Below are 24985 nucleotides of genomic sequence, written 5' to 3'. Positions count from 1 at the left end.
CCGACAAGTTCTGGTACGGCACCGGCCGCCGCCGCCACCTACTGCGCGAACTGGCCGGCCTAGTCGACGAAAACGAACGCCTCCACGAAGAAACCACCCGCCTCCGAGCCAAACTCCACGACCACGGCATCAACCCCGACTGACCTCCCCCACCTCCCGCAATCGGCGATCGGCGTACGGGTGGGTGGGGTCAGGTGGTGGCTAGGCGGGCTTTTTCGGCTTTGACGTCGAAGTCGGCTGTGGGCCATTGGGGGTCGAGGCTTTGCATGGTTTCGAGGAGGAGGGTGGTGACGGCCCAGTTGCGGTACCACTTGCGGTCGCTGGGGATCACGTACCAGGGGGCCTCGGGGCCGTTGCAGTTCTCGAGGGCTGCTTGGTAGGCCTCGGCGTAGTCCGGCCAGAGCTCGCGCTCGTCGATGTCGGCCGGGTTGTACTTCCAGTGCTTGGTGGCGTCGTCCAGGCGCGCCTCGAGCCGGATCTTCTGCTCTTCCGGCGAGATGTGCAGGAAGCACTTGATCAGCGTGATCCCGCTGTCCGCGAGCTCGGCCTCGAAGTCGTTGATCTGCTCGTAGCGGCGATTCCACACCGGCGGCGCGACCAGGTTGCGCACCCGCGCGATCAGCACGTCCTCGTAGTGGGACCGGTCGAAGATGCCGATGATCCCGGGGCCGGGTAGCGCCTGCCGGATCCGCCAGAGGAAGCCGCGGCGCTTCTCGGCCGGGGTGGGCGCCTTGAACGAGGTGATCCGCAGACCTTGCGGGTCCATCAGGCCGGCTCCGTGACGGATCACGCCGCCCTTGCCTGAGGTGTCCATGCCCTGCAGGACAAGGAGGATGCTGCGCTGACCGCCTTTGCGCCCTTCGGCGTACAGGCGCTCCTGCCAGTCCGAGACGTCGGCACCGAGGCCGTCGAGGGCGACCTTGCCGTCCTCCTTGCTGCCGCTGAACCCCGTCGTGGCGCGCGTGTCGTACGCGCTCAGGTCCACCGGCCCCGGCGGAACCCGCAGCTCATCGAGCAACTTGCCGCTCGACGCCGGCTCGTCGGCCTTCGTCTTCTTGTTCTTCACCATTTAGACATCCTGCCCCATCCCCGCCCGGGCATGGGCGAAGACAGGGCAGGAGTCTGTACTACGTCAGCGGCGGGTGGTCGCGCTGCCGAGGTCCCAGCTGATGGGAGTCGAGTACAGCGCGAACCGGTAGTCGCGGGTCTTGCTGTACCGGTAGGAGAGGCTGACCTCGCCCTTGGAGTTGGTCCAAACAGACTTCAGCGTCTGCCAGTTCGACTGCCCGATCTCCCGGAACTGGAAGACCCCACCAGCGGAACGCTTGAAGTAGTTGTTGTTCGAAACCGAGTACAGCAACGACGTGCCCTTGAGGGTCACGACGTCAGCCTTACGCGACGACGAGATCCACGCACCGGCCGCCAGCTTCACGGTCACCGGAACGTTGGTGTTCTGGGTGTAGGTCACGCCGGGTTCGTTGTAGTTCCCGCTGCCGCCGGCCACGAACTTCTGGACGCCGATAGGGTCCGCAGCGAAGAGCCACCAGGTTCCGTCATAGTCGGGATCCCGGTCATCCCAGGCGATGAAGTTCACCACGCCCTTGGAGGGGTGGGTCAGATTCCAGCCGGAGGTGTTGCCCTGACGGACGCAGTCACCGGTGATCTTGCCGGGGATGATCGTGATCGGCCGGCCGAGGGCCACCCGGTTCGTGACGGACAGGTTGCAGGTGCCGGCGGCCTGAGCCATCGCGGAGGGACCGTGGCCCGGAGGCGCCGGGAACGGCGGGCGGACCGCCGAAGCAGCCAGCGGCGTCACGGCGGCGAGGCCGAGAACGGCGATCGCGGCCGTGAGGGTACGGCGAATCATTCGATGTGCTCCCTAGATGTCCATGCGTTGATGGCACTGGGACCCCCCTCAGCACCTTTCCGCGCGGAGCCTAACCGTCCGCCGGGCTCTCACCAGGCCGTTTTGGGGTCGGATGAGACGTCGGTCACACAGCTTTTGCAGCTTGTTGCAATCGTCGAAACCACACAGTGAACAAGCCACCTCAGCGAGTGGTCCAACACACCAACTCCAGCTGTTACCGGGTGGTGATCGCGCTGCCCAGATCCCAGCTGATGGGGGTCGAGTAGAGGGAGAAGCGGTAGTCGCGGACCTTGGAGTACCGGTAGCTCATCGTCGCGACGCCGGCTGAGGTGGTCCATACCGACTTGAGGTTCTTCCAGGTCGTCGTGCCACGCTCGCGGAACTGGAACACGCCTGCCGCCGAACGCTTGAAGTACTTGTCCGAGCTGGTCGAGTACAGCAGCGACGTACCGGTGAGGATGACGACATCCGACTTACGCGACGACGCGATCCAGGCTCCAGCCGCCAGCCGGATATCGGTAGTCGGCGTGTTCTGGAGCTGATCGACGAAGGCTCCGTTCCAGGCAGAGCTCGGCCGCCAGGTGTGCTGGCCGAGAGTCCCACCATCACCGTTGGTGTTCGGAGACTACGGGCAGTTAACGCCCGCGACTAGAGGTCGTGGGTGTCAGGGGTGCATGCCGGTGTTGGCTAGGGCTATTAGGCGGGAGAGGGCTCGGAGGTACTTCTTGCGGTAGCCGCCTTTGAGCATTTCTGGGGAGAACATGCGGTCGAGGGGGACGCCGCTGGCTAGGAGCGGGAGGTTGCGGTCGTACATGCGGTCGGCGAGGACGACTACGCGGAGGGCGACGTTTTCGTCGGTGAGTTCGCGGATGTCGGTGATGCCGACGGTTTCGACGCCGTCGAGGAGGGCGCCGTACTTGCTGGGGTGCAGCTCGGCGAGGTGGTGGTAGAGGTCGACGAAGTGGTCGCAGGATGCCGCGGGCAGGTCAGTCGCCGTCTGGGTGACGCGGTCGTCGGGCCAGGGGGTCGGGGCCACGGGCAGGCCGCGGTGGCGGTAGTCGGGGCCATCGATCCGCCGTACGTCGAAATGCGCGGCGAGACCCTGGATCTCGCGAAGGAAGTCGATCGCCTGGAACCGGCCCTCCCCCAGTTTGTCGGGGAGCGTGTTCGAGGTGGCGGCCAATTGGACGCCGGCGTCGACGAGTTGCCCGAGCAGGCGGGAGATCAGCACGGTGTCGCCGGGGTCGTCGAGCTCGAACTCGTCGATACAGATCAGCCGGTACTCCGAGAGCGCGGTCACGGCTGAGCGCATCCCGAGGGCGCCGACCAGATTCGTCAGCTCGACGAACGTGCAGTACATCTTCGGACCGGCGGACACGTGCCACAGGGACGCGAGCAGGTGAGTCTTGCCGACCCCGAATCCGCCGTCGAGGTAGATCCCGGGCTTCGTCGCGGGAGCGGCCTTCCGTCGCCGCCACCAACCGTCTTCCTGCCGGGGCTCGGCGAGCGCAGTACCGCGTTCGACCAGTAGTGCGAGGGCCTCGGACTGGCTCGGTTCGTCGGGATCCGGCCGATAAGTCTCGAACCGCACCGGGGCGAACCGTGGCGGCGGCACACATTCCGACAACAACCGGTCCGGACCAACCTCCGGCCGCCGCTCGGAAAGACGGATCGGCATGCCCCCACCCTACGAGCCCACCCACCTGCCGGCGTCGCTCGGACGGAAACTCCTGGAAACAACGGCTCCGACCTTGACCGCTTTCTTACTTTCAGTTAGGAAGTTGTAGAGGCGGTATCCGCAGCCGGACGGCTAACGACCGAGGAGTCACCATGCAAGGTGATCGGCAACTCCCATCCCTGTCGGCGACACCGATCCGACGACGAACCCTGCTCCGGGGAGCCTTCGGTGGCGCCGCCGCCCTCGGACTCGCCCCGGCCCTCGCAGCCTGCGGTGGCAGCGACAGTGGCGGCGGCAGCAGCGGCGGCAAGACCGTCGTACGGATGTGGTCCTGGTACAGCGACCAGGAGGATCAGTGGCCCAAGCTGATCGAGAAGTTCGAGGCGGCGCACAGCAACATCAAGATCGAGAACCGGGTCTTCGGCACGCCCGACCAGTACCTGCCCGCCCTGCAGGCCGCGGTCGCCGGTGGCGACGTACCGGAGATCTTCGCGCCGCACACGAGAGCGCTCACCTATGGCACCGGCGGGGTCTCGGCCGATCTGAAGAAGGACCTCGGTGACGACTTCCTGAAGGACTTCTTCGACTCGGCCAACCAGGAGTACACCCTGGACGGCAAGCAGTACGCGGTCGGTTGGATGGCGCAGACCTTCGGCCTGTTCTACAACCCGGACCTGCTGAAGAAGGCCGGCGTCGGCGAGGACGAGATCGAGACCTGGGACGACCTGATCGCGGCCGCCGCCAAGATCCGGGCCCTCGGCAAGCATCCGGTGGCGATCAGCTGCAACCCGACCACCAGTTCGCTGGACTTCTTCCTCCCCCTGGTCACCCAGGTGGCCGACGACCCGACGTACTACCTCAAGCTGGACCAGCTCCAGGACGGCCTGAACTACGAGGACCCGAAGATCATCCAGGCCCTCGAACTGAACCAGCGGATCGTCAAGGGCGGAGTCTTCCAGCCCGGGACGACGGGCACCACCGGCGACCAGCTCGCGCAGATCTTCTACTCCGAGAAGGCCGCGATGCTCTACAACGGCTCGTGGACACCGCAGGGACTCTCGAAGGACGCTCCCCCGGCGTTCGCGAAGAAGTACAAGGTGATGAAGACGCCCGCGATCGCCGCGGGCAAACGACACTGGTGTGCGAACCAGGCCGGCGCCGGCTGGGCGGTCTCGGAGACCAGCAAGAACAAGGACGCGGCGCTCGAGGTGCTGAAGTTCCTGTACTCCGCCGACCAGTACTCCCCCACCATGAACGACTCGAACTCGATGCCCGCGACCAAGAGCGCCGCGGGCCGGATCGAGTTGCCGATCATGAAGCAGATGACGTCCTGGCTGCTCGACGGTGACGGGTGCCCGCACATCCCGTTCGGCCCTGGGTCGGTCGCCGCCGGCGATCCGCTGTCGAAGATCTTCGACGGGACCGGCCAGCCCGCGGCTGTGGCGAAGGAGATGCAGCAGGCCGTACTGAACGCGAAGGGTGGCTAAGCCGGTGGCGACCACCCTTTCCACCCGCCCGGTGGTGCCGTCGGGGGCGGCGGCACCACCGCGGCGGCATCGGTTCGGCTCGCCTCTGCGCAAGTCGCAGCGCGTCGCGGGCTACCTGTTCGTCCTGCCCACCTTCGCCCTGTTCCTCGGCTTCGTCCTGTGGCCGATCCTCTACACGTGCTACCTCAGCCTGACCGCCTGGGGCGGTTTCGGATCGCCCCGGTTCCTTGCCTTCGACAACTACACTCGCATGTACGGCGACCCGGTGGCGCGCCGCGCACTGATCATCACCCTGGTCCTGACAGCCGTGACCACCGCGATCCTGACCTTCGTCGGGCTGCTGATCGCAGTACTGGTGAACTCGGTGTGGAAGCACGTCGGCGTCGTGGTCCGGACCATCCTGTTCATCCCGGGCATCGTGTCGTTCGTGGTGTCCGGGGTGCTCTGGAGGCTGATCTACGACCCGAACATCGGCACCCTCAATCAGATCCTCGGCTCGATCGGGCTGGACTCCTTGCAGCATCCCTGGCTGGCTGACCGCGCAACGGTGCTCCCGGCCCTGATCCTGGTGACGATCTGGGGTGGACTCGGTTTCAACATGCTGATCTTCTTCGCCGGCCTGCAGGGCATCGATCCGAGCCTGTACGAGGCGGCCGAAGTCGATGGCGCCAACAAGACCCAGCAGTTCTTCCACATCACCATCCCCAGCCTGCGCGTGGTCACCGGGCTGGTGATCAGCCTCGGGCTGCTGAACGGGTTCAAGGCCTTCGACATCATCTACGTGATGACGGGCGGCGGCCCCAACCACGGCAGCGAAGTACTGGGGACTTATCTGTACTCGCTGGCGTTCGGTTCCACGTCCGGATCCATCCCGCAACTCGGGTACGCGAGCGCGTTCAGCGTGCTGACGATGGTGCTCTGCACGCTCGCGGTGATCGCCCAGCTCTGGCTGACCAGGAGGGCCGACCGATGACCGTTGCCTCCAGCGAGCGGTCGGTGTCGAAGCCGTTCAAGTTCCCCTTCGGCAAGAGCTTCGCGACCTTCGTCCTGCTGCCCTTCTGCGTGCTGATGGCGTTCCCGTTCGTGTGGATGCTGCTCACCTCGTTGCGGGAGCCGAACACGATCTTCGGTGGATCGTTCTTCCCGAACAAACTGGTCTTCGACGGCTACTCGACCGCATGGACGTCGATCCAGTTCCCGCTGCACTTCTGGAACAGCGTTTGGATCACCTCGGTCACAGTGGTCGGCGTACTGATCTTCGCGACCCTCAGCGGGTATGCGTTCGCCAAGCTCGATTTCCCGTTCCGGAACACGCTCTTCGTGCTCTTGCTGACGACCCTGATGATGCCGTCGACGGCGCTGATCATCCCGCTCTACCTGCAACTGAAGTCGCTCGGGCTGCTCGACTCCCAGACCGGGCTGCTGGTGCTCTACATCTCCGGGTCGGCGCCGTTCGCGATGTTCCTGATGCGGGCGTTCTTCCAGACGCTGCCCGACGAGCTGATCGAGGCGGCCCGGGTCGACGGCGGGAGCGAGTTCACCATCTTCCGCCGGGTGATCCTGCCGCTGACCAGGCCCGGGATCGCAACCGTGGTGATCTTCCAGTTCCTGAACACCTGGAACGAGTTCCTGATCGCGAACACCGTCCTGCGCAACACCGACTCGCTCCCCCTCCAGCCTGTGCTGTTCACCCTGATGGGCCAGTACTCCACCAACTGGCCGGCCCTCACCGCCGGCCTCACCCTGTCCGTCATCCCGGTGATCGTGGTCTACGTCCGGATGCAGCGGCAGTTCGTCGCCGGGATGATGCTCGGCGCCGTCAAGAACTGACCCCCCACCTCATGAACCAGCCTCCTCTCCGAAAGAGAGCCTCATGCCGATCAAGAACGTCGTCGTCAACTGCACCGACGTGCAGCGCTCGGTCGAGTACTACACCAAGTTCCTGGAGCTGCCGCTGATCGGCGAAGCAACGCCAGAACGCGCTCTCCTGGACGCTGTCTCGGCCACGATCGAACTCCGGTCCGTCGCCGCCGGCCGCGACCAGAGCACCTGGGTGACCGACGATCTGCAGAAGGGATTCCGGCACATCGGCTTCAAGGTCGACCGGCTGGACGAACGGGCCGACGCGCTCAAGGCGGCCGGGGTGGAGTTCAAGCTGGACCCGCTGGATGCCGAGGGCAAGGTCCGCATCTGCTTCTTCTTCGACCCCGACGGCGCCCTGCTGGAGATGATCCAGGGCGACCTCCAGTACGCCGCTGTGCTGGACGCCGACGGGGTCGCCAGAGAGCGCGCTCTCGGCGTTCCCGAGCGACCCCGGTTCGACCACGTCGCGGTCACGATCGAGGACCGGGATGCCACGCACGAGTACTACCGGGACAACTTCGGCTTCTCGTTCATCGGCACGATCGAACAGCCGCACGACCCCCGCGGCTTCAGCATCGGCTACCTGAAGTCGGGCGACACCGTGATCGAGGTCTTCACCTATCAGCGCGACAAGAGCTTCCGGCAGCCGCAACTCGACGTCGCCGGCTTCGCGTACGCCGAACTCGCCGGTGACCCGCCGCGGAACCTGACCGAGACCACAGCCCCGGACGGCACCACCGTCTACGTGGACCCGGACGGTTTCGCCTTCTCGGTGAGCCCTACGTTATGAGTACCGCACAACGGCTGTTCAGCGACGACAAGGGGTCTGCATGACGAGTCCGTCCGGCAACGACTGGCTGCGTCCGTTGGGATCCACCGGCCTGACCGTCTCCGCGGTCTGCGCCGGTGGCGCTCTGCTCGCCGGCATGCCCGAGATCTTCGGGTACGACGTGAGCCGGGCCGATGCGGTCGCCCTGATCGACCGGGTGTTCGACGGCCCGTTGACCTGGATCGACACCTCCAACGGCTACGGCGACGGCGAGAGCGAGAGCCGGATCGGCCAGGCGATCGCGGAGCGGGGCGGGTTGCCCGAGGGATTCCTGGTCGCGACCAAGGTCGATGCCCAAGGCGACGACTACTCCGGCGCCCGGGTGCGGGCGAGTGTTGCCGAGAGCAAGGAACGGCTCGGCCTGGATCGGCTGCCGCTGGTGTATCTGCACGATCCCGAGTTCCACGACTTCGACCGCATGCGCGATGCGGTTGACACGTTGATGCAGCTGCGGGACGAAGGAGCGATCGGTCACGTCGGGCTTGCCGGCGGCAACGTTCGAGAGCTCTCCCGCTATCTAGAACTCGGCGGGTTCGAGGTGCTGCTGGTGCACAACCGGTGGAGCCTGGTCGACCACAGCGCCGAGGAACTGATTCAGAAAGCGCTCTCTGCCGATCTCGCCGTGATCAACGCGGCGATCTACGGAGGTGGCATCCTGGCGAACCCGCAGGGCGGTTCACGCAAGTACGGCTACCGCGACGCGCCCGCCGCCACGCTCGAGGCGGTCGCGCTGATGGACAAGGCCTGCCGTGAGTACGGGATCGACCTCGCCACCGCGGCGTTGCAGCATTCGGTGAACGACCCCCGGATCACCGGCACCGTGATCGGCATCAGCAAGCCCGCCCGGGTGGAGCGGCTGATCACCTCACTGGAGTCCGAGATCCCGCGCGAACTGCAGGACCGCCTGACCGAACTGATGCCCGACAAGCAGTACTGGCTGGAGGGAACACCATGACGAGCTTTCCGGACGGATTCGTCTGGGGTGCGGCGACAGCGTCGTACCAGGTCGAGGGAGCGGTTTCCGAGGACGGGCGAGGGCCGAGTATCTGGGACACCTTCGCGCACACGCCGGGCAAGATCGCCGATGGCGAGACTGGGGATGTTGCCGACGACCACTACCACCGCTACGCCGAGGACATCAGGCTGCTGGCGGAGCTGGGGTTGAAGGCGTACAGGTTCTCGATCGCTTGGTCGCGGGTGATTCCGGCCGGCAGTGGAGCGACGAACTCGGCCGGCCTCGACTTCTACCGGCGATTGGCCGAGACGTGCCTGGAGAACGGGGTCACGCCGTACGCGACGCTGTACCACTGGGACCTGCCGCAGCCGTTGGAGGACGCGGGCGGCTGGCTGGTACGGGACGCGGCCGAACGGTTCCGGGACTTTGCCGCGATCACTCAGGGAGCGCTCTCCGACGTGATCAAGCACTGGATCACGCTGAACGAGCCGTGGTGCTCGGCCTTCCTCGGGTACGGGAACGGGGAACATGCTCCCGGGCGGACCGAGGGAGCCGATGCCCTGAAGGCTGTGCATCATCTGCTGCTGGGACACGGATTGGCGTTGCAGGCGATCAAGTCACCCGAGAACACCATCGGGATCACACTCAACCCGGCACCGATCCACGCCGCCGAGAGCGGCGAGTCGGAGGCCGATCGTGATGCCGCTCGTCGGATCGACGGGTTGCGCAACAGGCTGTTCCTCGAACCACTGCTGCTCGGGAAGTACCCGTCCGACGTACTGGAAGACACCGGGATGGCGGACTGGTTCGCGCAGTACGCCACTGATCTGCCGGTGATCTCCGGGCCGCTGGACTTCCTGGGAGTCAACTACTACTGCCCGACGACCGTGGCGGCGCCGGACGGCCCGATCTCCGATCCGGGCAAGGTCAGCACCCAGCCGGGTAGCGAGAACGTCGTTGCCGTCGACACCGGACTCGAACGCACCCAGATGGGCTGGCCGATCCAGCCGAGCGGGCTTCGCGACATCCTGAAGGCGATCAACGACCTGGCACCGGACCTGCCCTTGTACGTCACGGAGAATGGCGCCGCGTATCCCGACGAGGTGCTGTCGGACGGGACGATCCAGGACGACAAGCGGCAGTCCTATCTCGAGCAACACATCGAGGTCTGCCGCCAGGTCACCGCCGAAGGACTTCCACTGAAGGGCTACTTCATCTGGACCCTGATGGACAACTTCGAATGGGCCTACGGCTTCACCCGCCGCTTCGGCCTCATCCACGTCGACTACCCGACCCAGCAACGCACCCTCAAACAAAGCGCCCACTGGCTCAAGAACTTCCTCACCGCCTAGCTACTCAGGGCTCGGTTGGAGGTTTGGTGGGGGGTTAGCTGGCTGTGGAGGACCAGAGAGGCGGCGCCGAGGGCGGCGGCGCTGGGTCCTAGTTTCGAGAGCTCGACGCGGGTGGGGTGCATGGCGCGGACGAAGGAGAGGCGGTTGATCTCGGCGGCCGCGACTCGCCTGTAGATCTCACCTGCCTCGCTGAAGCCCGGGCCCGCGAGGATGATCTGGTCCAGGTCCAGCAGGTTGGTGATCGACAGAAGCGCCTTTGCCAGGTAGGTCGCCGAGGCCTCGATCAGCGCCAGGCAGCGCCCGTCGCCAGCCGCCGCCTGACGGGCGATCTTCGCGAAGTCCGAGCGGATCGAGACCCGCCGCCCGCGCAATGCGAGCTCACGCACCAGGTCCTCATCCTCATGCGCCAGGCTCACCACCCGGGCCGGTGCCGCCAGACTCTCCAGGCAACCGCGCCCACCGCACCAGCAGTCCGGACCGTTCACCTCGAGCACCATGTGCCCGATCTCCCCCACGTTCGAAGAAGATCCGCGGTAGACGTCGCCGTTCGTGACCAGCCCGAGCCCGAAGCCCGCCGCCAGATAGACGGTGGCGAAGTCGTTCGCGGACGGGATCCGGCCGGCCCAGAACTCGCCGATCGCCGCACAGGTGGAGTCGTTCTCCACCACGATCGGGTGGTCGATCGCCGAGCTCAGCTTGTCCCGGACCGCGAACGGTTCCCAGGCGTACTTGCTGGCATTTGCCCTCAGCAACCGGTCCACCCGCCCCTGCCGGCCGGCCAGCGCCACACCGACCCCTACGAGCGTGGCGGGCTCGATGTTCGCCTTGACAATAAGGTCTTCCAGCTCGTCGGTCAGACGCTGGATGACGGCTGCTGGGGTGTCGCGACCGATGCCCTTCGAGGACAGTTGCTCGATGACGCGACCACTCATGTCGGTGACGACGTAGGTCGTGCTCGGGGTGTCGATGGACACGCCAACGGCATGGCGGGCGCGGGGGTTGAACTGCAGCAGCGTCGCGCGCTTACCGCCGGTGGGATCGCCGAGTCCGGTCTCGATGATGAGTCCGTCGGCGAGCAACTGCTTGACGACGCGGGAGATGGAGGCTCCGGTCAGCCCGGAACGATCGGCGAGGTCGACCCGCGTGACGACGCCGCTGGAGCGGATCAGGTCGAGGATCGCGCTGTGCGTCTCCTGTGCGTTCGCACCCTTCAGGATCTTGGCCACGTGGTCACACTCCCTCCCGCTCCGCACTTTAGTACACAACGTAAGAAAGTGGGGATCCAACGACCCCAGCGGAAGAATCGCCGCGCGGACGCGGCGGCGGCGTACGGGGGTGAGCTATTGCTGGTCGGTCCAGGTGAGGACGTACTGGACGGCGCCGAGGCCGAGGTGATCGCCGGAGCGGACGCGGACGGGCGTAGTGAGGCGGAGCCCGTTGAGGTAGGTGCCGTTCATGGAGCCCAGGTCACGGAGCATCCAGCCGTCGCCGACGTGACGCAGCTCCGCGTGGCAGCGGGAGATGGAGATGTCGGGGATCCGCAGGGTGGCGCCGGGACCGCGGCCGATCCGGACCGTCGGCGAACCGGGTGGCGGCAGCGCAAGCCCGGGAAGATGCAGCTCGCGCGACGCGAGGGTGATCCGGGGGACGCGGGCTGCCAACCCCCGGAGCCACTCGATGGGTCGCGGTTCACGGCCGGGCAGATCGTGGGTGGCGTCGGCGAGTTCGCGGCGGCTCTGGGCGCGGAGGACGAAATTCATCCGCCGGATGAACGTGTCGTGCGACAAGCGGCCGGTCCCGGCCCCCTCGCGGAGGACGGCCAGCGCGCGGTCCCGCTCGGCGTCCGACGGACGCCCCACCTCGACCCGCACCGATGTCATGACGGGATTGTCCGTTGCCGCCAGGTCCACTGTCCACCACCCTCACGCCGGAGGTGGTTAGCCGAGGACGTCGGAGAGGTCGAACTTGATGGGTTCCTCGAGTTGTTCGTAGGTGCAGGACTCGGGGGTTCGGTCGTCGCGCCAGCGGACGAACTGGGCGGTGTGACGGAAGCGGACGCCCTCCATGTGGTCGTAGCGCACCTCGACCACCCGTTCCGGACGCAACGGCACGAAGCTCAGATCCTTGCCCGCCTGCCACCTGCTGCCTTCGGCGTTGCGCGGGGTCCGATTGCCCTCCTCCTGCTTCGCCCAGGCCCACGGGTGGTTGTCGAAGTCGGTGACGAGTTCCTGCATCTCCTCGAACAGTTCCTCGCGCCGCGCCATCGGGAAGGCCCCGATCACGCCAACGCTGGCGAGCACCCCCTCCGCGTTGAAGAGACCGAGCAGCAGCGAGCCGATGCGGTTCGGGCCGCTCTTGTGCACGCGATACCCCGCGACCACGCAGTCGGCGGTGCGTTCGTGCTTGATCTTGAACATCGTCCGCTTGTCCGGCAAGTACAACCCGTCCAGCGGCTTGGCGATCACACCGTCGAGGCCGGCGCCCTCGAACTGGTGGAACCACTCGGTCGCCAGGGACTTGTCGGTCGTCGTACGGGTCAGGTGGATCGGCGCCTTCGCCGGTGCCAACGCCTCCTCCAGCGCGGCACGGCGCTCCGAGAACGGCCGGTCGGTGTAGTCCGTGTCGCCGAGCGCGAGCAGGTCGAACGCGACGAACCGGGCCGGAACCGTCTCCGACAGCATCTTGACCCGGGACGCGGCCGGGTGGATCCGCTGCTGGAGCATCTCGAAGTCCAGCCGGTCCCCCGACTCACCGACGAGGACGATCTCGCCATCGATCACGCAGCGTGGCGGAAGGTTCGCCTTGAACGCCTCGACCAGTTCGGGGAAGTACCGGGTCATCGGCTTCTCGTTGCGGCTGCCGATCTCGACCTCGTCGCCGTCGCGGAAGATGATCGAGCGGAAACCGTCCCACTTCGGCTCGAAGCTGACGTCACCGTCCGGGATCTGCTTGACCGCCTTCGCCAGCATCGGCGGGACCGGCGGCATCACGGGTAGCTTCATGCCGCCATTCTGCATCCCGACGGGACCGCGGCGGATCTGCCGGACTGCTGAGACCCGATTTTCAGGTTTATCCGCCGAGGTCCCCCTTGTCGGGTCGTTGCGCGGCATGATGGGGATATACCGACTGGTAAGACCGGAGGTACGGAGATGTACGACGTCGTACTGCTCGTCGAACAGGAACTGTCAGAGCCGGACGCCAAGCGCGTCGTCGAGCTGCACCAGGACATGCCGGATCCGGTGAAGTACCACGTGGTCGTGCCGTGCCACAACGCCGAGGCGGGCGTGGAGGCGTCGATCAGCGCCCTGGGTACGGCGGACCTGTACGGACCGGGATTGGTCGACCAGCGCGAGGACCTCGCGGAGGCGCAGAAGGCGATCGACAGCGAGGCGAAGGACTGCACCGGGCGGAGCGTCCAGAGGCTGCGCGATCTCGGCCAGCAGGCGGAGGGCGGAATCTCCCATGATCGGCCGATCGACGCGCTGACGGAGACGGTCGAGAAGGTCGGTGGGCAGGAGGTCATCATCCTGACCCGGCCGCACATCGTGGCGGAGTTCTTCCATCTGGACTGGACGAACTCGGCGCGACGTCATCTCGGCGTACCGGTGCTGCATCTGCTGGAGCACGACGAGACGAAGGTCCAGAAGTAGACGACGCGGGCGCGGCTTACGACCGCGCCTCCTTCGGCAAGGTGAGAATTTCGGCTCCGTCGTCGGTGATGGCGATCGTGTGCTCACTGTGCGCCGTCCGGCAGCCTGTCGCACTGCGGAGCGTCCACCCGTCGTCATCAGTGACGAGCTTGTCGGTGTCCGCCATGACCCACGGCTCCAGTGCGAGCAGCAGCCCGGGGCGCAGTTTGTACCCACGGCCGGGTCGACCGGTGTTCGCGACGTGCGGGTCCTGGTGCATCGTTGATCCGATGCCGTGACCTCCGAACTCGGTGTTGATCGGGTACCCCGCCTCGCTGAGGACCGAGCCGATGGCATGGGAGATATCACCGATCCGGGCTCCAGGCCCGGCAGCGGCTATCCCCGCGCTCAAGGCGCGTTCGGTTGCGCTGATCATCGCGACGCTCTCCGGGGGCTTCGACGTGCCCACGATGAAGCTGATGGCAGAGTCCGCGGCGATTCCGCCTTTGGAGACTGCGAGGTCGAGTGTCAGCAGGTCGCCGTCGGCCAGCGTGTAGTCGTGCGGCAGTCCGTGCAGCACGGCGTCGTTGACGGCCGTGCAGATGTAGTGGCCGAACGGTCCGCGTCCGAAGGAAGGCTCGTAGTCGACATAGCAGGACTGCGCTCCCGCCTCGACGATCATGGTCTGGGCCCACCGATCGATGTCCAGGAGGTTCGTACCCACCGCGCTACGGCTCTTCAGGGTCTGCAGGATGTCTGCGACCAGGGCACCGGCGTCCTTTGCTCGGGGCAGTTCGGTGGGGGTCAGGATCTCGATCATGCGGCGTCTCTCACGTGCCAAAAACTATCAGTGGAGGAAGAGGAGGACGTAGGTGATGCCGGCGGCGAGGGCCGCCATCAGGAGGGAGAGGGTGGAGCGGAGGTGCTGGTCCCCGACCTTGCCGTAGTAGCGACCGTCCTCTGAGTTGTAGGCCAGCTTGAAGCCGGTGTAGCCGGCGCCCAGCGCCACCGCGAACTTGATCATCCGGCCATCCCCTCACGTCAACACAAAAAGCCTAACTCGTCAGGTACCTCTGGTGCCCCCGACGTCCAGCGATCACACGCCGGCCGCCGACTCGGCGAACTGCGTGCGGTACAGGTCCGCGTACTCCCCGTCCAGCGCGAGCAACTCCTCGTGCGTACCGCGCTCCACGATGTTGCCGTGCTCAACCACCAGGATCTGGTCCGCGTTCCGCACCGTCGACAGCCGGTGCGCGATCACGAGCGAGGTCCGGCCCTCCAGCGCGGTGTCCAGCGCCTGCTGAACCGCCACCTCGGACTCCGAGTCCAGGTGAGCCGTCGCCTCATCCAGTACGACGATGCGCGGCGCTTTCAGGAGCAACCGGGCAATGGCCAGCCGCTGGCGTTCTCCGCCGGACAGCCGGTGCCCGCGGTCCCCCACGACCGTCTCGAGCCCGTCCGGCAACGAGGACACCAGGTCCCACACCTGCGCGGAACGCAGTGCGTCGGCCATCTCGTCGTCGGTGGCGTCGGGCTTCGCGTACGCCAGGTTCGCCCGGATCGTGTCGTGGAACATGTGCGCGTCCTGGGTGACGTAGCCGATCGTGTCGTGCAACGACTGCAGAGTCACCTCGCGGACGTCATGTCCACCGATCCGCACGGAACCACCCGTCACGTCGTACAGGCGGGCGACGAGGTTCGTGATGGTGGTCTTGCCCGCTCCGGAGTGGCCGACCAGGGCGATCATCTGGCCCGACTCGACCGAGAAGGTGATGTCCTCGAGCACCTCGGACGATGCGCGCTTGTCCAGCACCGCCACGGACTCGAGGCTGGCTAGTGAAACCTGGTCCGCGGTCGGGTAGGCGAACGAGACCTGATCGAAGCTCACCGTGGATGCGCTTGCAGGCAACTGCTTGGCATCGGGAGCGTCCTTGATCATCGGCTCCAGGTCGAGCACCTCGAAAACCCGCTCGAATGACACCAGCGCGGTCATCACATCGACCCGGACGTTCGACAGCGCGGTCAGCGGCCCGTAGAGCCGCCCGAGCAGAGCCACCAGGGCGAGCAGAGTCCCGATCGTCAGCGTCTCCCGGACGGCGAGGTTGCCGCCGACGCCATAGACGAGGGCCGTCGCCAGCGCGGCGACCAAGGTCAGCGCAGTGAAGAAGACGCGGCCCAGCATGGCGATCCGGATGCCCAGGTCGCGGACCCGGCCGGAACGCTCACTGAAGTTCGCGTTCTCGATGTCCGGGCGACCGAAGAGCGTCACCAGGAGCGCACCGCCGACACTGAACCGCTCGGTCATCGCGGTCGACATGTCCGCGTTGAGTTGCATCTGCTCACGGGTCATCGCGGCCAGCCTGCGACCGAGATAACGCGCCGGCAGCAGGAAGACGGGAAGCAGCAGGATGGCGACCACGGTCAACTGCCAGCTGAGCAGCAGCATCGCGCCGACCACGAGGATCAGGCTGATCACGTTCGACACCACGCCCGACAAGGTCGAGGTGAATGCCTGCTGGGCGCCGATCACATCGGTGTTGAGCCGGGAGACCAGGGCGCCGGTCTGAGTTCGGGTGAAGAACGCGACCGGCATCTTCTGAACATGCTCGAACACCTTGATGCGCAGGTCGTAGATCAGGCCCTCACCGATCCGCGCGGAGAACCAGCGCTGTATCAGCCCGAGGACCGCCTCGACCACGGCGAGCAGCGCCACCACCAGGGCGAGTGCGGTCACCAGGCCGGCGTTGCCCTTGCTGATGCCGTCGTCGACGATCTTCTTGAACAGCAGCGGCGAGGCGATCACCAGGAACGCCGACAGCACCACCAGCAGCAGGAAGACCGAGATATGCAGCCGGAACGGCTTGGCGAACCGCAGGATGCGCTTGAGCGTTCCCTTTGTCAGCTTGCGATCCACCACCGACGGATCCTGACGCCGCCAGCTCATCGCGCCGCCGCGACCGCCACTCATTCCCATTCCTGAAGACATCCGGTCGCCTCCCCCACTCCACTCGTCAACCTTGACAACACTTCAGATCAGCCAGATCATTCCCGGGCGCCGGCGGGTCAGCCGCGGGCTGCCAGGAGCTCCTTGAGCCGCCGCGCCTGCGCTTCCCGCTCGGCCTTCAACTGGTCCTGATACGAGCGATCACTCGCTCCCAGCAGCAGGGCCTTCGTTTCGCGGACTGCACCCACGAGAGGGGTCAGCAGGGCCTCGGACAGATCCTTGACTGTCCCCGCCAGCTCCTCAGCCGGTACGACGATATTCGCCAGGCCGAGCTGAAGCGCCTCATCCGCCTCGACCCAGCGCGACGTCAGGCAGATCTCCAGCGCTCGCGAGTACCCGACCAACTGCACCAGCGGCTGGGTCCCACCCAGATCGGGCACCAGCCCGAGCGCAGGCTCCCGCATGCTGAACTTCGCGTCCGGCGTCACCACCCGCAGATCACAGGCCAGCGCCAACTGGAAGCCGGCCCCGACTGCATGCCCCTGCACCGCCGCGATGCTGACGATCTCCGGCCTGCGCAGCCACGAGAAGCCGGCCTGGAAATGCGAGATCAGCTCTTGCAGTTCGGGGGCAGGCTTCGCCCCGAGGGTGAGCAGAGGCTCCTGCCCATCGACCGGCTCGCCCATGATCAGGTTGCGATCGAGGCCGGCCGAGAACGACTGCCCCTTCCCCGACACGACGACAAGCCGCACCTCCGGCGGCAGCGAAGTACCGAAGTCCGACAAAGCACTCCACATCGCCGGTGTCTGCGCGTTGCGCACCTCCGGCCGGTCCAGCACCACCCGGGCCACCGGCCCGTCCACCGTCAACTGCAGTCCAAGATCTGTCATGCCAGTGAACATACGCGAATCGTCCGGAGTGCTCGTCACATAGCATCTCGGCATGGCGATGCTACCGATCGACGGCGTTCAGGTCGGCTTGCTCGGGTTGCGGCAGGCGGTCGCCGAGCGTGGACTCGGATTGGAAGGTGTCCACATCACGCGCGCCGGCGAGGCTCCGATCTCCTTCCGATGGGTCAGTGACGATCGCCGCGATGTGTACTCGGTCTCGAAGACGTTCACGTCGGTCGCGGTGGGAATCGCCAGGGCGGACGGCTTGCTCGATCTCGACGATCCGGTGCTGAACCATCTACCGGAGTTCAAGAGCACGGCGGCCGAGGGCGTCGAGGAGTTGACGATCCGTCATCTGCTGTCGATGACAGCGGGGATCGATTTCCGCTGGGAGGATCCGGACCTCGATCCCCCGGGCGATCCCGCCCAGACCTTCCTGGCCACCCCGCTGTCCGCCCAACCCGGCACCAGCTACGCCTACCGGGGCACGAACTCCTATGTCTTGGGGCGCATCATCGCGGCGGTCGGCGGGTCCAACCTCCGTGATTTCCTGCTGCCGCGGTTGTTCCGGCCGCTGGGGATCGGTAACCCGCAGTGGCTTCGCTGTCCGCTCGGCTTCCCTTTGGGCGCGATGGGGTTGCAGTTGCGGACCGAGGAGATCGCCCGCCTCGGCGAGACCCTGCTCCACCACGGCAGCTTCCGTGGCCGGCAGCTCGTCCCGGCTGACTATGTCGACCTGATGCACAGTGAACTCACACCGACCGACCGCGCGGATGATCCCGACAACGCGGCGTACGGGCTCCATTGCTGGCCCTGCGCTCGGGACGGTGCCTGGCGGATGGACGGTCTCTACGGTCAGTTCAGCATCATGCTTCCCGACCAACAGGCGTGTGTGACAGTGACCGCGCACTACGAGAAGCCGACCACCGACATCCTCGATGCGATCTGGACCGAGCTGGTCCCCTACCTCTAGTCAGGCCAGGGAGACGAGGTCGGCGTAGTCGGTGGTCCAGAGGTCTTCGACGCCGTCGGGGAGGAGCAGCACGCGTTCTGGTTCGAGGGCTTCCACGGCGCCCTCGTCGTGGGTGACCAGGACGATGGCGCCGGCGTACGAGCGGATCGCGTTCAGCACCTCGGTGCGGGAGGCGGGGTCCAGGTTGTTGGTGGGCTCGTCGAGGAGCAGGACGTTCGCTGCCGAGACGACCAGTGTCGCCAGCGCCAGCCGCGTCTTCTCGCCACCCGACAGCACCCGGGCAGGCTTGTCCGCGTCGTCACCGGTGAAGAGGAACGAGCCGAGCACGCTGCGTGCCTGGGTCTCGTTCAGCTCCGGCGCGGCCGACTTCATGTTCTCCAGCACGGTCCGGTTCACGTCGAGCGTCTCGTGCTCCTGCGCGTAGTACCCGAGCTTGAGGCCGTGCCCGTCGATCACCTCGCCGGTGTCGGACTTCTCGATCCCCGACAGCACCCGCAGCAGCGTCGTCTTACCCGCGCCGTTCAGCCCCAGTACTACGACGCGCGAGCCGCGGTCGATCGCCAGGTCCACGTCGGTGAAGATCTCCAGCGACCCGTACGACTTGGACAGCTCCTTGGCCATCAGCGGGGTCTTGCCGCACTGCGCCGGGGTCGGGAAGGAGATCTTCGCGACGCGGTCCGACATGCGCTCGTCCTCGAGCGATGCCATCAGCTTCTCGGCCCGCTTCAGCATCCCCTGGGCCGCGGTCGCCTTGGTCGCCTTCGCCCGCATCTTGTTCGCCTGGTCGATCAGCTGGGTCGCCTTCTTCTCGGCGTTCGACCGCTCCCGCTTGCGCCGCCGCTCATCGGTCTCGCGCTGCGTCAGGTACGCCTTCCAGCCGACGTTGTAGACGTCGATCTCGGCCCGGTTCGCGTCCAGGTGGAAGACCCGGGTGACGGTCTCCTCGAGCAGGTTCACGTCGTGGCTGATCATGATCACGCCACCGGGATAGGTCTTCAGGAAGTCGCGCAGCCAGACGATCGAGTCCGCGTCCAGGTGGTTGGTCGGCTCGTCCAGCAGCAACGTCTCCGCCTGCGCGAACAAGATCCGCGCCAGCTCGACCCGACGCCGCTGACCACCGGACAACGTGCTCAATGGTTGCCCCAGCACCCTGTCCGGCAGACCGAGGTTCGCCGAGATCCGGGCCGCTTCCGACTCGGCCGCATAACCGCCGGCTGCGTGGAGATCCGCCTCGGCACGCTCGTACCGGCGCATGCCCTTCTCGCGGGTCTTGTCGTCGGCACTGGCCATCGACTTCTCCGCGTTGCGCATCCGCCGGACCACCTCGTCCAGCCCGCGCGCGGACAGGATCCGGTCCCGGGCCAGTACTTCGAGGTCGCCCGTCCGGGGATCCTGCGGCAGGTACCCGATCTCGCCGGCGGAGGTGACGGAACCGCTGGCGGGCAGTCCCTCGCCGGCCAGGATCTTGGTCAGCGTCGTCTTGCCGGCGCCGTTCCGCCCGACCAGGCCGACCTTGTCCCCCGGTCCGACCCGGAAGGAGGCAGGCGCGAGCAATTGCCTGGCCCCGACACGGACCTCGAGGTTGGAGACAGTGATCATGGCGGCGCAGGTGTCCTCAAGGTCGGGTGGCAGTCACGGATGGGCGGGCCGGCGACGCCAAGTCAGATGACGGCCTGTTTCCCGCAGCGAGGTCTAGTGTATGTGCTGTGAAATTCAACCCGGACGCCGACTTGGACACGAGCGGCGTCGAGGACACCCGCGGCAGCGGCGGAGGCGGGGGCAGCCTGCTCCCCGGCGGGATGGGGATCCCGGTCGGTGGCGGTATCGGCGGCGTCATCCTGCTGGTCGTCATCCTGCTGCTGAACGGCGGCCTGCCCGGCGGGGGCGGTAGCGAGGAACCCACCGTGCGTAACACGGCGTCGGGCAACCTCGACACCTGCAAGAGGGGCACCGACCTGACGACGAACGCGGACTGCCGGTTCGTCTTCTACCAGAACTCGATCGAGGGCTTCTGGGCGGCGGAGCTGCCGCGGCGTGGCAAGAAGTACACCCGCGCCCCGATGCGCGTCTTCGACGGCTCGGTGAACACCGGTTGCGGTCCCGCGACCAGCGCGGTCGGGCCGTTCTACTGCCCGCCGGACAAGCGGGTCTATCTCGATCTGGGCTTCTTCGAGACCCTGCAGACCGAGCTGGGCGCCAAGGGTGGCAACTTCGCCGAGGCCTATGTGGTGGCGCACGAGTACGGGCACCACATCCAGAACCTGTACGGCATCCTCGCCCAGATCAAGACCCGCGAAGGCCCCGACTCCGACTCGGTCCGCTCCGAACTCCAGGCGGACTGCCTCGCCGGCATCTGGACCAACCACGCCACCACGGTGCCCGACAAGGATGGCGACACGTTCATCGAGGGCCTCACCGAGGACGACATCAGCCGCGGTCTGGACGCGGCGGCCTCGGTTGGCGACGACCGGATCCAGCAGAAGACCCAGGGCCGGGTCACCCCGGAGAACTTCAGCCACGGCACCGCCGATCAGCGGATGAAGTGGTTCAAGACCGGCATGGACTCCGGCGACATGACCGCTTGCGACACCTGGTCGGCCGACACTCTTTAGTCCGCGTACTACGAACCGCCTGGCCGCCGCCGAATTTCGGCTGCGACCAGGCGGTTCGAAGTACTGGCTGTTAAGCGACTGCGGCCGGCCGGCGGTAGCCCGGGAGGAGCTCGTCGACCAGGGCGTCCGTCTCCGGCTCGGGGCCACGGGGGCCGCCGTGCTTGGCGAGGGTGAGGTACAGCTGGCCCGCCACGTTGGTGACGTCGCTGCTCGAGCCGAAGTGAGCCGCCAGCCGCAGCGTCGCGCGCCAGAGGTCCTCGGACGCCGGGGAGAAGCTCAGCCCGGTCTGCAGCGCAGTACGGGCCAGGCCCCCGTCGTTGTGGCGCAGGCTCGCCTCAGCCAGCCGGAGTGAGGAATCCACGACCGACTCCGCCATCCGGCGCTCGATCCCCGATGCGGCGAGCCAGGAGTAGCGGCCAGCCGGCAGGTTCGTCCAGGACTGACCGTGGACCAGGCTCAGCGCCGTCGACAGCGGACCGCGCGGATCCTCCATCATCGTCGCCTGCTTGGCGAGCGTGCGGAACACGTCCCAGTCCACCCGGACGATGCTGCGGTTCAGCATCCAGCGGCCGGACTCGTCGGCGTACATGGCATCCAGGCCGAGCCAGTTCCGGGTGTGCTCCAGCGCCGCGTCCCGTAGTTCGCTGCTGATGCCGCGTGGCCAGATCGCCCCGGCCAGCACGTTCGGGTGGACGCCGTAGTCCTGGCTGGCCAGGAACGCCACGATCTCGGTGGACAGCTGCAGCCGACCCTCGTCGATGGTGCCGCGGGCATCCACCTCGACCGGGCCGAGTAGGTCGACCTCGACCGGCGCAGCCAGGCTCAGATCCATCGAGGAGAACTCGTACGCCGGCAGGTCCTGCTCCGCGCGACGCTTGTCCAGTGCCTCGGACTCGGCCACGTCGAACAGCGAGACCAGGTCCGCGAACTGCGCCGGATTGATGCGGTGGGCATCGACCTCGAGCCCGAGCAGCCGGCAGACCGCCTGGAACTTCTCGTCCACCACGAACCGCCAGGGCGCGTCGAGCACATCGCCGACCACGACCACGGCGACACAACGCCTCACGTCGCGGGCGAGCTCGACCAACCGCGCCTCTTCCTCGGCCGACGGCGGTGCGGACACGAAGATGATCTCCGCGCCCCACAGCAGCGGGTCCGGGTAGGACATCCGTGCGTCGGCGACCGAGGACACGTCGCGGCGACTGCACGCCTGGACCTGCGCATCCGTCCGCCGGGTCACCTCCTGCAGGGCGTCATCCAGCCTGGTCCAGTAGCTCAGGCGGGTGGGCGACAGCGAGGACAGGTCGTCGCCGAACCCGACCATGCTGACGTGCGCACCCTCCGACCACAGGTTGGTGGCCAGTTCGGCAGCCAGCGAGCCGACCACATCGCGCGAAGCGTTGGTGACCCCACCGAAGCTGACGATGCCGTGCGCCGTGTCCAGGTCCACCAGGATCGTCGCGCCGTCCGCGTTCCGGCCGATGGTGACCAGCGTCGGGTACGGCGCGGGCGCGTCGACCTCGCCTTCGGGTGCGTAGGCGCGGCGAAGTACCCAACGGTTGCCGTCGACAATGACCTGCCAGGGCGGTGGCGGCGGCGTGTTGGACGCGCCCGGCTCCAGCACCAGGGTCAGCGCCCGGTCTGTCACCAGGGCGGCGACGACCGTCGGCATCTGCCTGCCCTGCTCGACCATCATCGCGCCGAGGTGCCGCAGTGCGTTGTCCACGAACTGCGCCGTCGGTACGTCGGCCGCGAGACGCAGGCCGACCTCCGTCTGACGATTCCCGGCTGCTTTCGGACCAGGACCCTGGGCCCAGCCGCGACGACGCTTCAATGCGAGTGCGAGACCCGCGGCGAGCAGGGTGGCGCCGAATCCGTAGATCCCCGCCTCCACTGGGTCGACGCCGGCACCGGACGTGGCCGAAGCCTTCTCCGGGACGTTGGCGCCGCCTGCGGTGGCATCAGCGGGCTGCGCGTTCGTAGTACCGGGGCCGTTTGCTCCGGCCTCCCCGAGCTCGACCGAGGACGGCTGCTCGACGCCCTGCTCCTCGAACCACCGGCTCCCGGTGCCTTCGGAGTCCGTGATGCTGGTGTCCTTGGACGGGCTCGTCTTGGTGTCCGTGGTCGGCTTCGTGGTGTCGACGACCGGCTTGGCCGGACCACCGGTGTTGTCGATCGCGACCCGGACCGTGTGGACGCCCGCGCCCTTCGCGTCGGCCGGCAGCCGGACCTGCCAGCCCGGCATGATCAGGTCGGGGTTGGTCAGGCGACGGCCGTCGGGCTGCAACTTGTTCTTGTTGAGGTCGTAGATCTCCTTGTAGCGGCGACCCTCCCCCAGGTACCGCTCGGCGATGTCCCACAGGCAGTCGTAGTTCCGGCCCTGCGGCGGACGCACCTCGGTGTACTTGAGGACCTGACCGGTCTGGTCGTTGTTCGTCCGCACGCCTGTGTGGGTGGCGTTGCCGCTCATGACCGTACTGCGGCTCTCCGTCTGACGGAACGTGCTCGCCGAGTCGTCACCACCCTGGCTCACACTGATCGAACTCGGGGGTACGCCGCTGCCGGTGGTCACCGCGTTGGCGACCGGCAGGGTGACACTCGCGGCACCGGCGATCAGCACGACACCGGCGATCAGCCGGCGGGCAAGAGTCTGCGAACCGCCGCCGAGCGGGATCCGCGGAGACAGGCCGTGCCCACGGATCTCCGCGACCACCTCGGCGATCAAGCAGATCACGAAGTGCAGCCAGGCGACCCAGATGAAGAACGCGATGATGCCGAGCACCGTCTCGATGCTCAGCTCGCTGAACAGCACGTCCCGCGTCGGCATCTTGTCGGGCCAGGGCGTACCGAAGAACGTCAGCAGGACATACGGAACCCCACCGACGATCGCAAGAATCGCCAGCAGCGAAACAAAGCCCTTCAGCCGATCCGCGGCCCCACTCCCCGACCGCCCCTTAGGCAGCCGAGCAGACCGCACCGGCGGCTCAGAAGTCTTCACCATCGTCCCTCCATAGCCCAGCCCTCATTCATCCCCCGATCGCCTGCACTTCCTGCACAGGCAACCGCTGCACCGCATCCACCCAGGCCGAGCCCAGATCTACCCATTCGTCAGTGGTCGTCCGCCAATACGAGACGTCCCACCGGACCCTGAGCTTGACCGTGTACATCCCCTCCGGCTGGTTCGCGCTGGAGCGTTTGTAGACGTGATTGCAAGGGCTGATCTGGTGGTACGGGTCCTTCGTCTGGTCGTAGAGATCCTTGCCGAACGGCGCGATGCCGTTGATGCACTCGAGTTTCCCGGAGCCGTCCCCGGGGTCGATCGTCATATGGCCGACCACGCCGCGCATGTTCAGGTTGTCGCCACCTGCGCGGTACAGCGCGATGTTGGACTGCTTCAACACCTGCGAGCTCTCCGAGGTCAGGTCGAAGTACGCCGGTACGTTCACCCGGGGCGTGTAGGTCGGGTTGATCTGAAGGATCGGCGGCGGGTATCCCTGCTCGAACGACGTCCAGAACGTGTCCATGTAGCCAAGGTCGGGGCACTCATTGAGGTCGTCGTCGCTCAAGGGAACGATCGCACGTTCGATGTGGGCGTCATTCCCACCAGGCGGGTTGTCTGTGCCCAGGTCGTAGTTGACGATCGTGAGGCGGAGATACCACTTCTTGCCGTCTGGGGGCGCCGGCATCGTGACACCCTGCGGGACGTCGAAGTCCCGGCACGGAACGAATGGCCGCTGCCTGAGCAGTTCTTTCCAGGACTTCCGATCGGCCCCGACCCATCCGCCGCTGCAGTAGGCTCCGAACCCGTTCGAGTTCACATACATGTTGCAAACACCCGCCGAGAATTGCTGGGTCTCGGCGTTCGCGGTCGTCGCAGGCCAGAACACCAGCAGCGCGAGCACGGTG

The 24985-nt window shown here is 66.7% G+C and carries 23 protein-coding genes; 9 read left to right on the top strand and 14 right to left on the bottom strand.

Annotated features, from left to right (window positions below; translation table 11 throughout):
* Nucleotides 1-190 precede the first annotated feature (190 nt).
* From VFG33_RS07840 to zapE, 4 genes are all read right to left on the bottom strand, one after another.
* Complete coding sequence (locus VFG33_RS07840) at nucleotides 191-1069, bottom strand: PPK2 family polyphosphate kinase (RefSeq protein ID WP_325023946.1); 879 nt, start codon at nucleotides 1067-1069, stop codon at nucleotides 191-193.
* Nucleotides 1070-1132: 63 nt separating this feature from the next.
* On the bottom strand, nucleotides 1133-1867 hold the full coding sequence (locus VFG33_RS07835; protein ID WP_325023944.1) for a hypothetical protein: 735 nt from the start codon (nucleotides 1865-1867) through the stop codon (nucleotides 1133-1135).
* Between the two features lie 214 nt (nucleotides 1868-2081).
* Entirely contained in the window at nucleotides 2082-2258 is a 177-nt protein-coding gene (locus VFG33_RS07830) for a hypothetical protein (protein ID WP_325023942.1), read from the bottom strand.
* Between the two features lie 273 nt (nucleotides 2259-2531).
* Entirely contained in the window at nucleotides 2532-3545 is a 1014-nt protein-coding gene (gene zapE / locus VFG33_RS07825; protein ID WP_325023940.1) for a cell division protein ZapE, read from the bottom strand.
* Between the two features lie 152 nt (nucleotides 3546-3697).
* Here zapE and VFG33_RS07820 point away from each other — a divergent pair, with 152 nt between their 5' ends.
* The 6 genes from VFG33_RS07820 to VFG33_RS07795 are packed head-to-tail and all read left to right on the top strand — an operon-like array spanning nucleotide 3698 to nucleotide 10031.
* The gene (locus VFG33_RS07820; protein ID WP_325023937.1) at nucleotides 3698-5032 is read left to right on the top strand and encodes an ABC transporter substrate-binding protein; all 1335 of its coding nucleotides are present in this window, start codon (nucleotides 3698-3700) and stop codon (nucleotides 5030-5032) included.
* A 4-nt stretch (nucleotides 5033-5036) separates the two neighbouring features.
* Entirely contained in the window at nucleotides 5037-6005 is a 969-nt protein-coding gene (locus VFG33_RS07815) for a carbohydrate ABC transporter permease (RefSeq protein WP_325023935.1), read from the top strand.
* Nucleotides 6002-6862, top strand: coding sequence for a carbohydrate ABC transporter permease (locus tag VFG33_RS07810; RefSeq protein WP_325023933.1), 861 nt, complete (start codon nucleotides 6002-6004; stop codon nucleotides 6860-6862). Before VFG33_RS07815 ends, VFG33_RS07810 begins: the two co-directional genes overlap by 4 nt.
* Nucleotides 6863-6905: 43 nt before the next feature.
* Complete coding sequence (locus VFG33_RS07805; RefSeq protein ID WP_325023931.1) at nucleotides 6906-7685, top strand: VOC family protein; 780 nt, start codon at nucleotides 6906-6908, stop codon at nucleotides 7683-7685.
* A 40-nt stretch (nucleotides 7686-7725) separates the two neighbouring features.
* Complete coding sequence (locus tag VFG33_RS07800) at nucleotides 7726-8679, top strand: aldo/keto reductase (RefSeq protein WP_325023929.1); 954 nt, start codon at nucleotides 7726-7728, stop codon at nucleotides 8677-8679.
* Complete coding sequence (locus VFG33_RS07795; protein WP_325023927.1) at nucleotides 8676-10031, top strand: GH1 family beta-glucosidase; 1356 nt, start codon at nucleotides 8676-8678, stop codon at nucleotides 10029-10031. Before VFG33_RS07800 ends, VFG33_RS07795 begins: the two co-directional genes overlap by 4 nt.
* Here VFG33_RS07795 and VFG33_RS07790 read toward each other — a convergent pair.
* The 3 genes from VFG33_RS07790 to VFG33_RS07780 all read right to left on the bottom strand — a co-directional run bounded on the left by VFG33_RS07790 (nucleotide 10028) and on the right by VFG33_RS07780 (nucleotide 13033).
* Nucleotides 10028-11257, bottom strand: coding sequence for an ROK family transcriptional regulator (locus tag VFG33_RS07790; protein ID WP_325023925.1), 1230 nt, complete (start codon nucleotides 11255-11257; stop codon nucleotides 10028-10030). The genes VFG33_RS07795 and VFG33_RS07790 overlap by 4 nt on opposite strands.
* Nucleotides 11258-11371: 114 nt before the next feature.
* Nucleotides 11372-11911: an FHA domain-containing protein gene (locus VFG33_RS07785; RefSeq protein WP_325023923.1), complete on the bottom strand. Its 540-nt coding sequence runs from the start codon at nucleotides 11909-11911 to the stop codon at nucleotides 11372-11374.
* Between the two features lie 57 nt (nucleotides 11912-11968).
* Nucleotides 11969-13033 (bottom strand): ATP-dependent DNA ligase, encoded by a 1065-nt coding sequence (locus VFG33_RS07780; protein ID WP_325023921.1) that lies wholly within the window; start codon nucleotides 13031-13033, stop codon nucleotides 11969-11971.
* A 147-nt stretch (nucleotides 13034-13180) separates the two neighbouring features.
* Between VFG33_RS07780 and VFG33_RS07775 the strand changes: the two genes are divergently transcribed.
* Nucleotides 13181-13681, top strand: coding sequence for a hypothetical protein (locus tag VFG33_RS07775; protein WP_325023919.1), 501 nt, complete (start codon nucleotides 13181-13183; stop codon nucleotides 13679-13681).
* Nucleotides 13682-13697: 16 nt separating this feature from the next.
* Here VFG33_RS07775 and map read toward each other — a convergent pair whose 3' ends face one another.
* The 4 genes from map to VFG33_RS07755 all read right to left on the bottom strand — a co-directional run bounded on the left by map (nucleotide 13698) and on the right by VFG33_RS07755 (nucleotide 17494).
* The gene (gene map, locus VFG33_RS07770) at nucleotides 13698-14480 is read right to left on the bottom strand and encodes a type I methionyl aminopeptidase (RefSeq protein WP_325023917.1); all 783 of its coding nucleotides are present in this window, start codon (nucleotides 14478-14480) and stop codon (nucleotides 13698-13700) included.
* 27 nt (nucleotides 14481-14507) lie between these two features.
* Nucleotides 14508-14684, bottom strand: a complete 177-nt coding sequence (locus VFG33_RS07765) for a hypothetical protein (protein ID WP_325023915.1) — start codon at nucleotides 14682-14684, stop codon at nucleotides 14508-14510.
* Nucleotides 14685-14756: 72 nt separating this feature from the next.
* The gene (locus VFG33_RS07760) at nucleotides 14757-16628 is read right to left on the bottom strand and encodes an ABC transporter ATP-binding protein (protein ID WP_325023913.1); all 1872 of its coding nucleotides are present in this window, start codon (nucleotides 16626-16628) and stop codon (nucleotides 14757-14759) included.
* A gap of 95 nt (nucleotides 16629-16723) precedes the next feature.
* On the bottom strand, nucleotides 16724-17494 hold the full coding sequence (locus tag VFG33_RS07755) for an enoyl-CoA hydratase/isomerase family protein (RefSeq protein WP_325023912.1): 771 nt from the start codon (nucleotides 17492-17494) through the stop codon (nucleotides 16724-16726).
* A 52-nt stretch (nucleotides 17495-17546) separates the two neighbouring features.
* On the opposite strand from VFG33_RS07755, the gene VFG33_RS07750 reads away from it, so the two are divergent.
* Nucleotides 17547-18467 carry a serine hydrolase domain-containing protein gene (locus VFG33_RS07750; RefSeq protein WP_325023910.1) on the top strand — a complete coding sequence of 307 codons (921 nt, stop codon included), beginning with the start codon at nucleotides 17547-17549 and terminating at the stop codon, nucleotides 18465-18467.
* Here VFG33_RS07750 and abc-f read toward each other — a convergent pair whose 3' ends face one another.
* The gene (gene abc-f, locus VFG33_RS07745; RefSeq protein ID WP_325023908.1) at nucleotides 18468-20066 is read right to left on the bottom strand and encodes a ribosomal protection-like ABC-F family protein; all 1599 of its coding nucleotides are present in this window, start codon (nucleotides 20064-20066) and stop codon (nucleotides 18468-18470) included.
* Nucleotides 20067-20173: 107 nt separating this feature from the next.
* On the opposite strand from abc-f, the gene ypfJ reads away from it, so the two are divergent.
* Entirely contained in the window at nucleotides 20174-21079 is a 906-nt protein-coding gene (ypfJ, locus tag VFG33_RS07740) for a KPN_02809 family neutral zinc metallopeptidase (protein ID WP_325023906.1), read from the top strand.
* A gap of 70 nt (nucleotides 21080-21149) precedes the next feature.
* Here ypfJ and VFG33_RS07735 read toward each other — a convergent pair whose 3' ends face one another.
* A complete protein-coding gene (locus tag VFG33_RS07735; RefSeq protein ID WP_325023904.1) occupies nucleotides 21150-24080 on the bottom strand; it encodes an AfsR/SARP family transcriptional regulator in 2931 nt (976 codons plus the stop codon).
* A gap of 25 nt (nucleotides 24081-24105) precedes the next feature.
* The coding region (locus tag VFG33_RS07730; RefSeq protein ID WP_325023903.1) for a hypothetical protein at nucleotides 24106-24985 on the bottom strand (880 nt) is incomplete at its 5' end.

Origin of the sequence: Kribbella sp. (assembly GCF_035687465.1) — a bacterium.
GTDB lineage: Bacteria > Actinomycetota > Actinomycetes > Propionibacteriales > Kribbellaceae > Kribbella.
The sequence above is the reverse complement of the archived record's forward strand: the minus strand, read 5'-3'. Positions and strand labels throughout refer to the sequence as shown.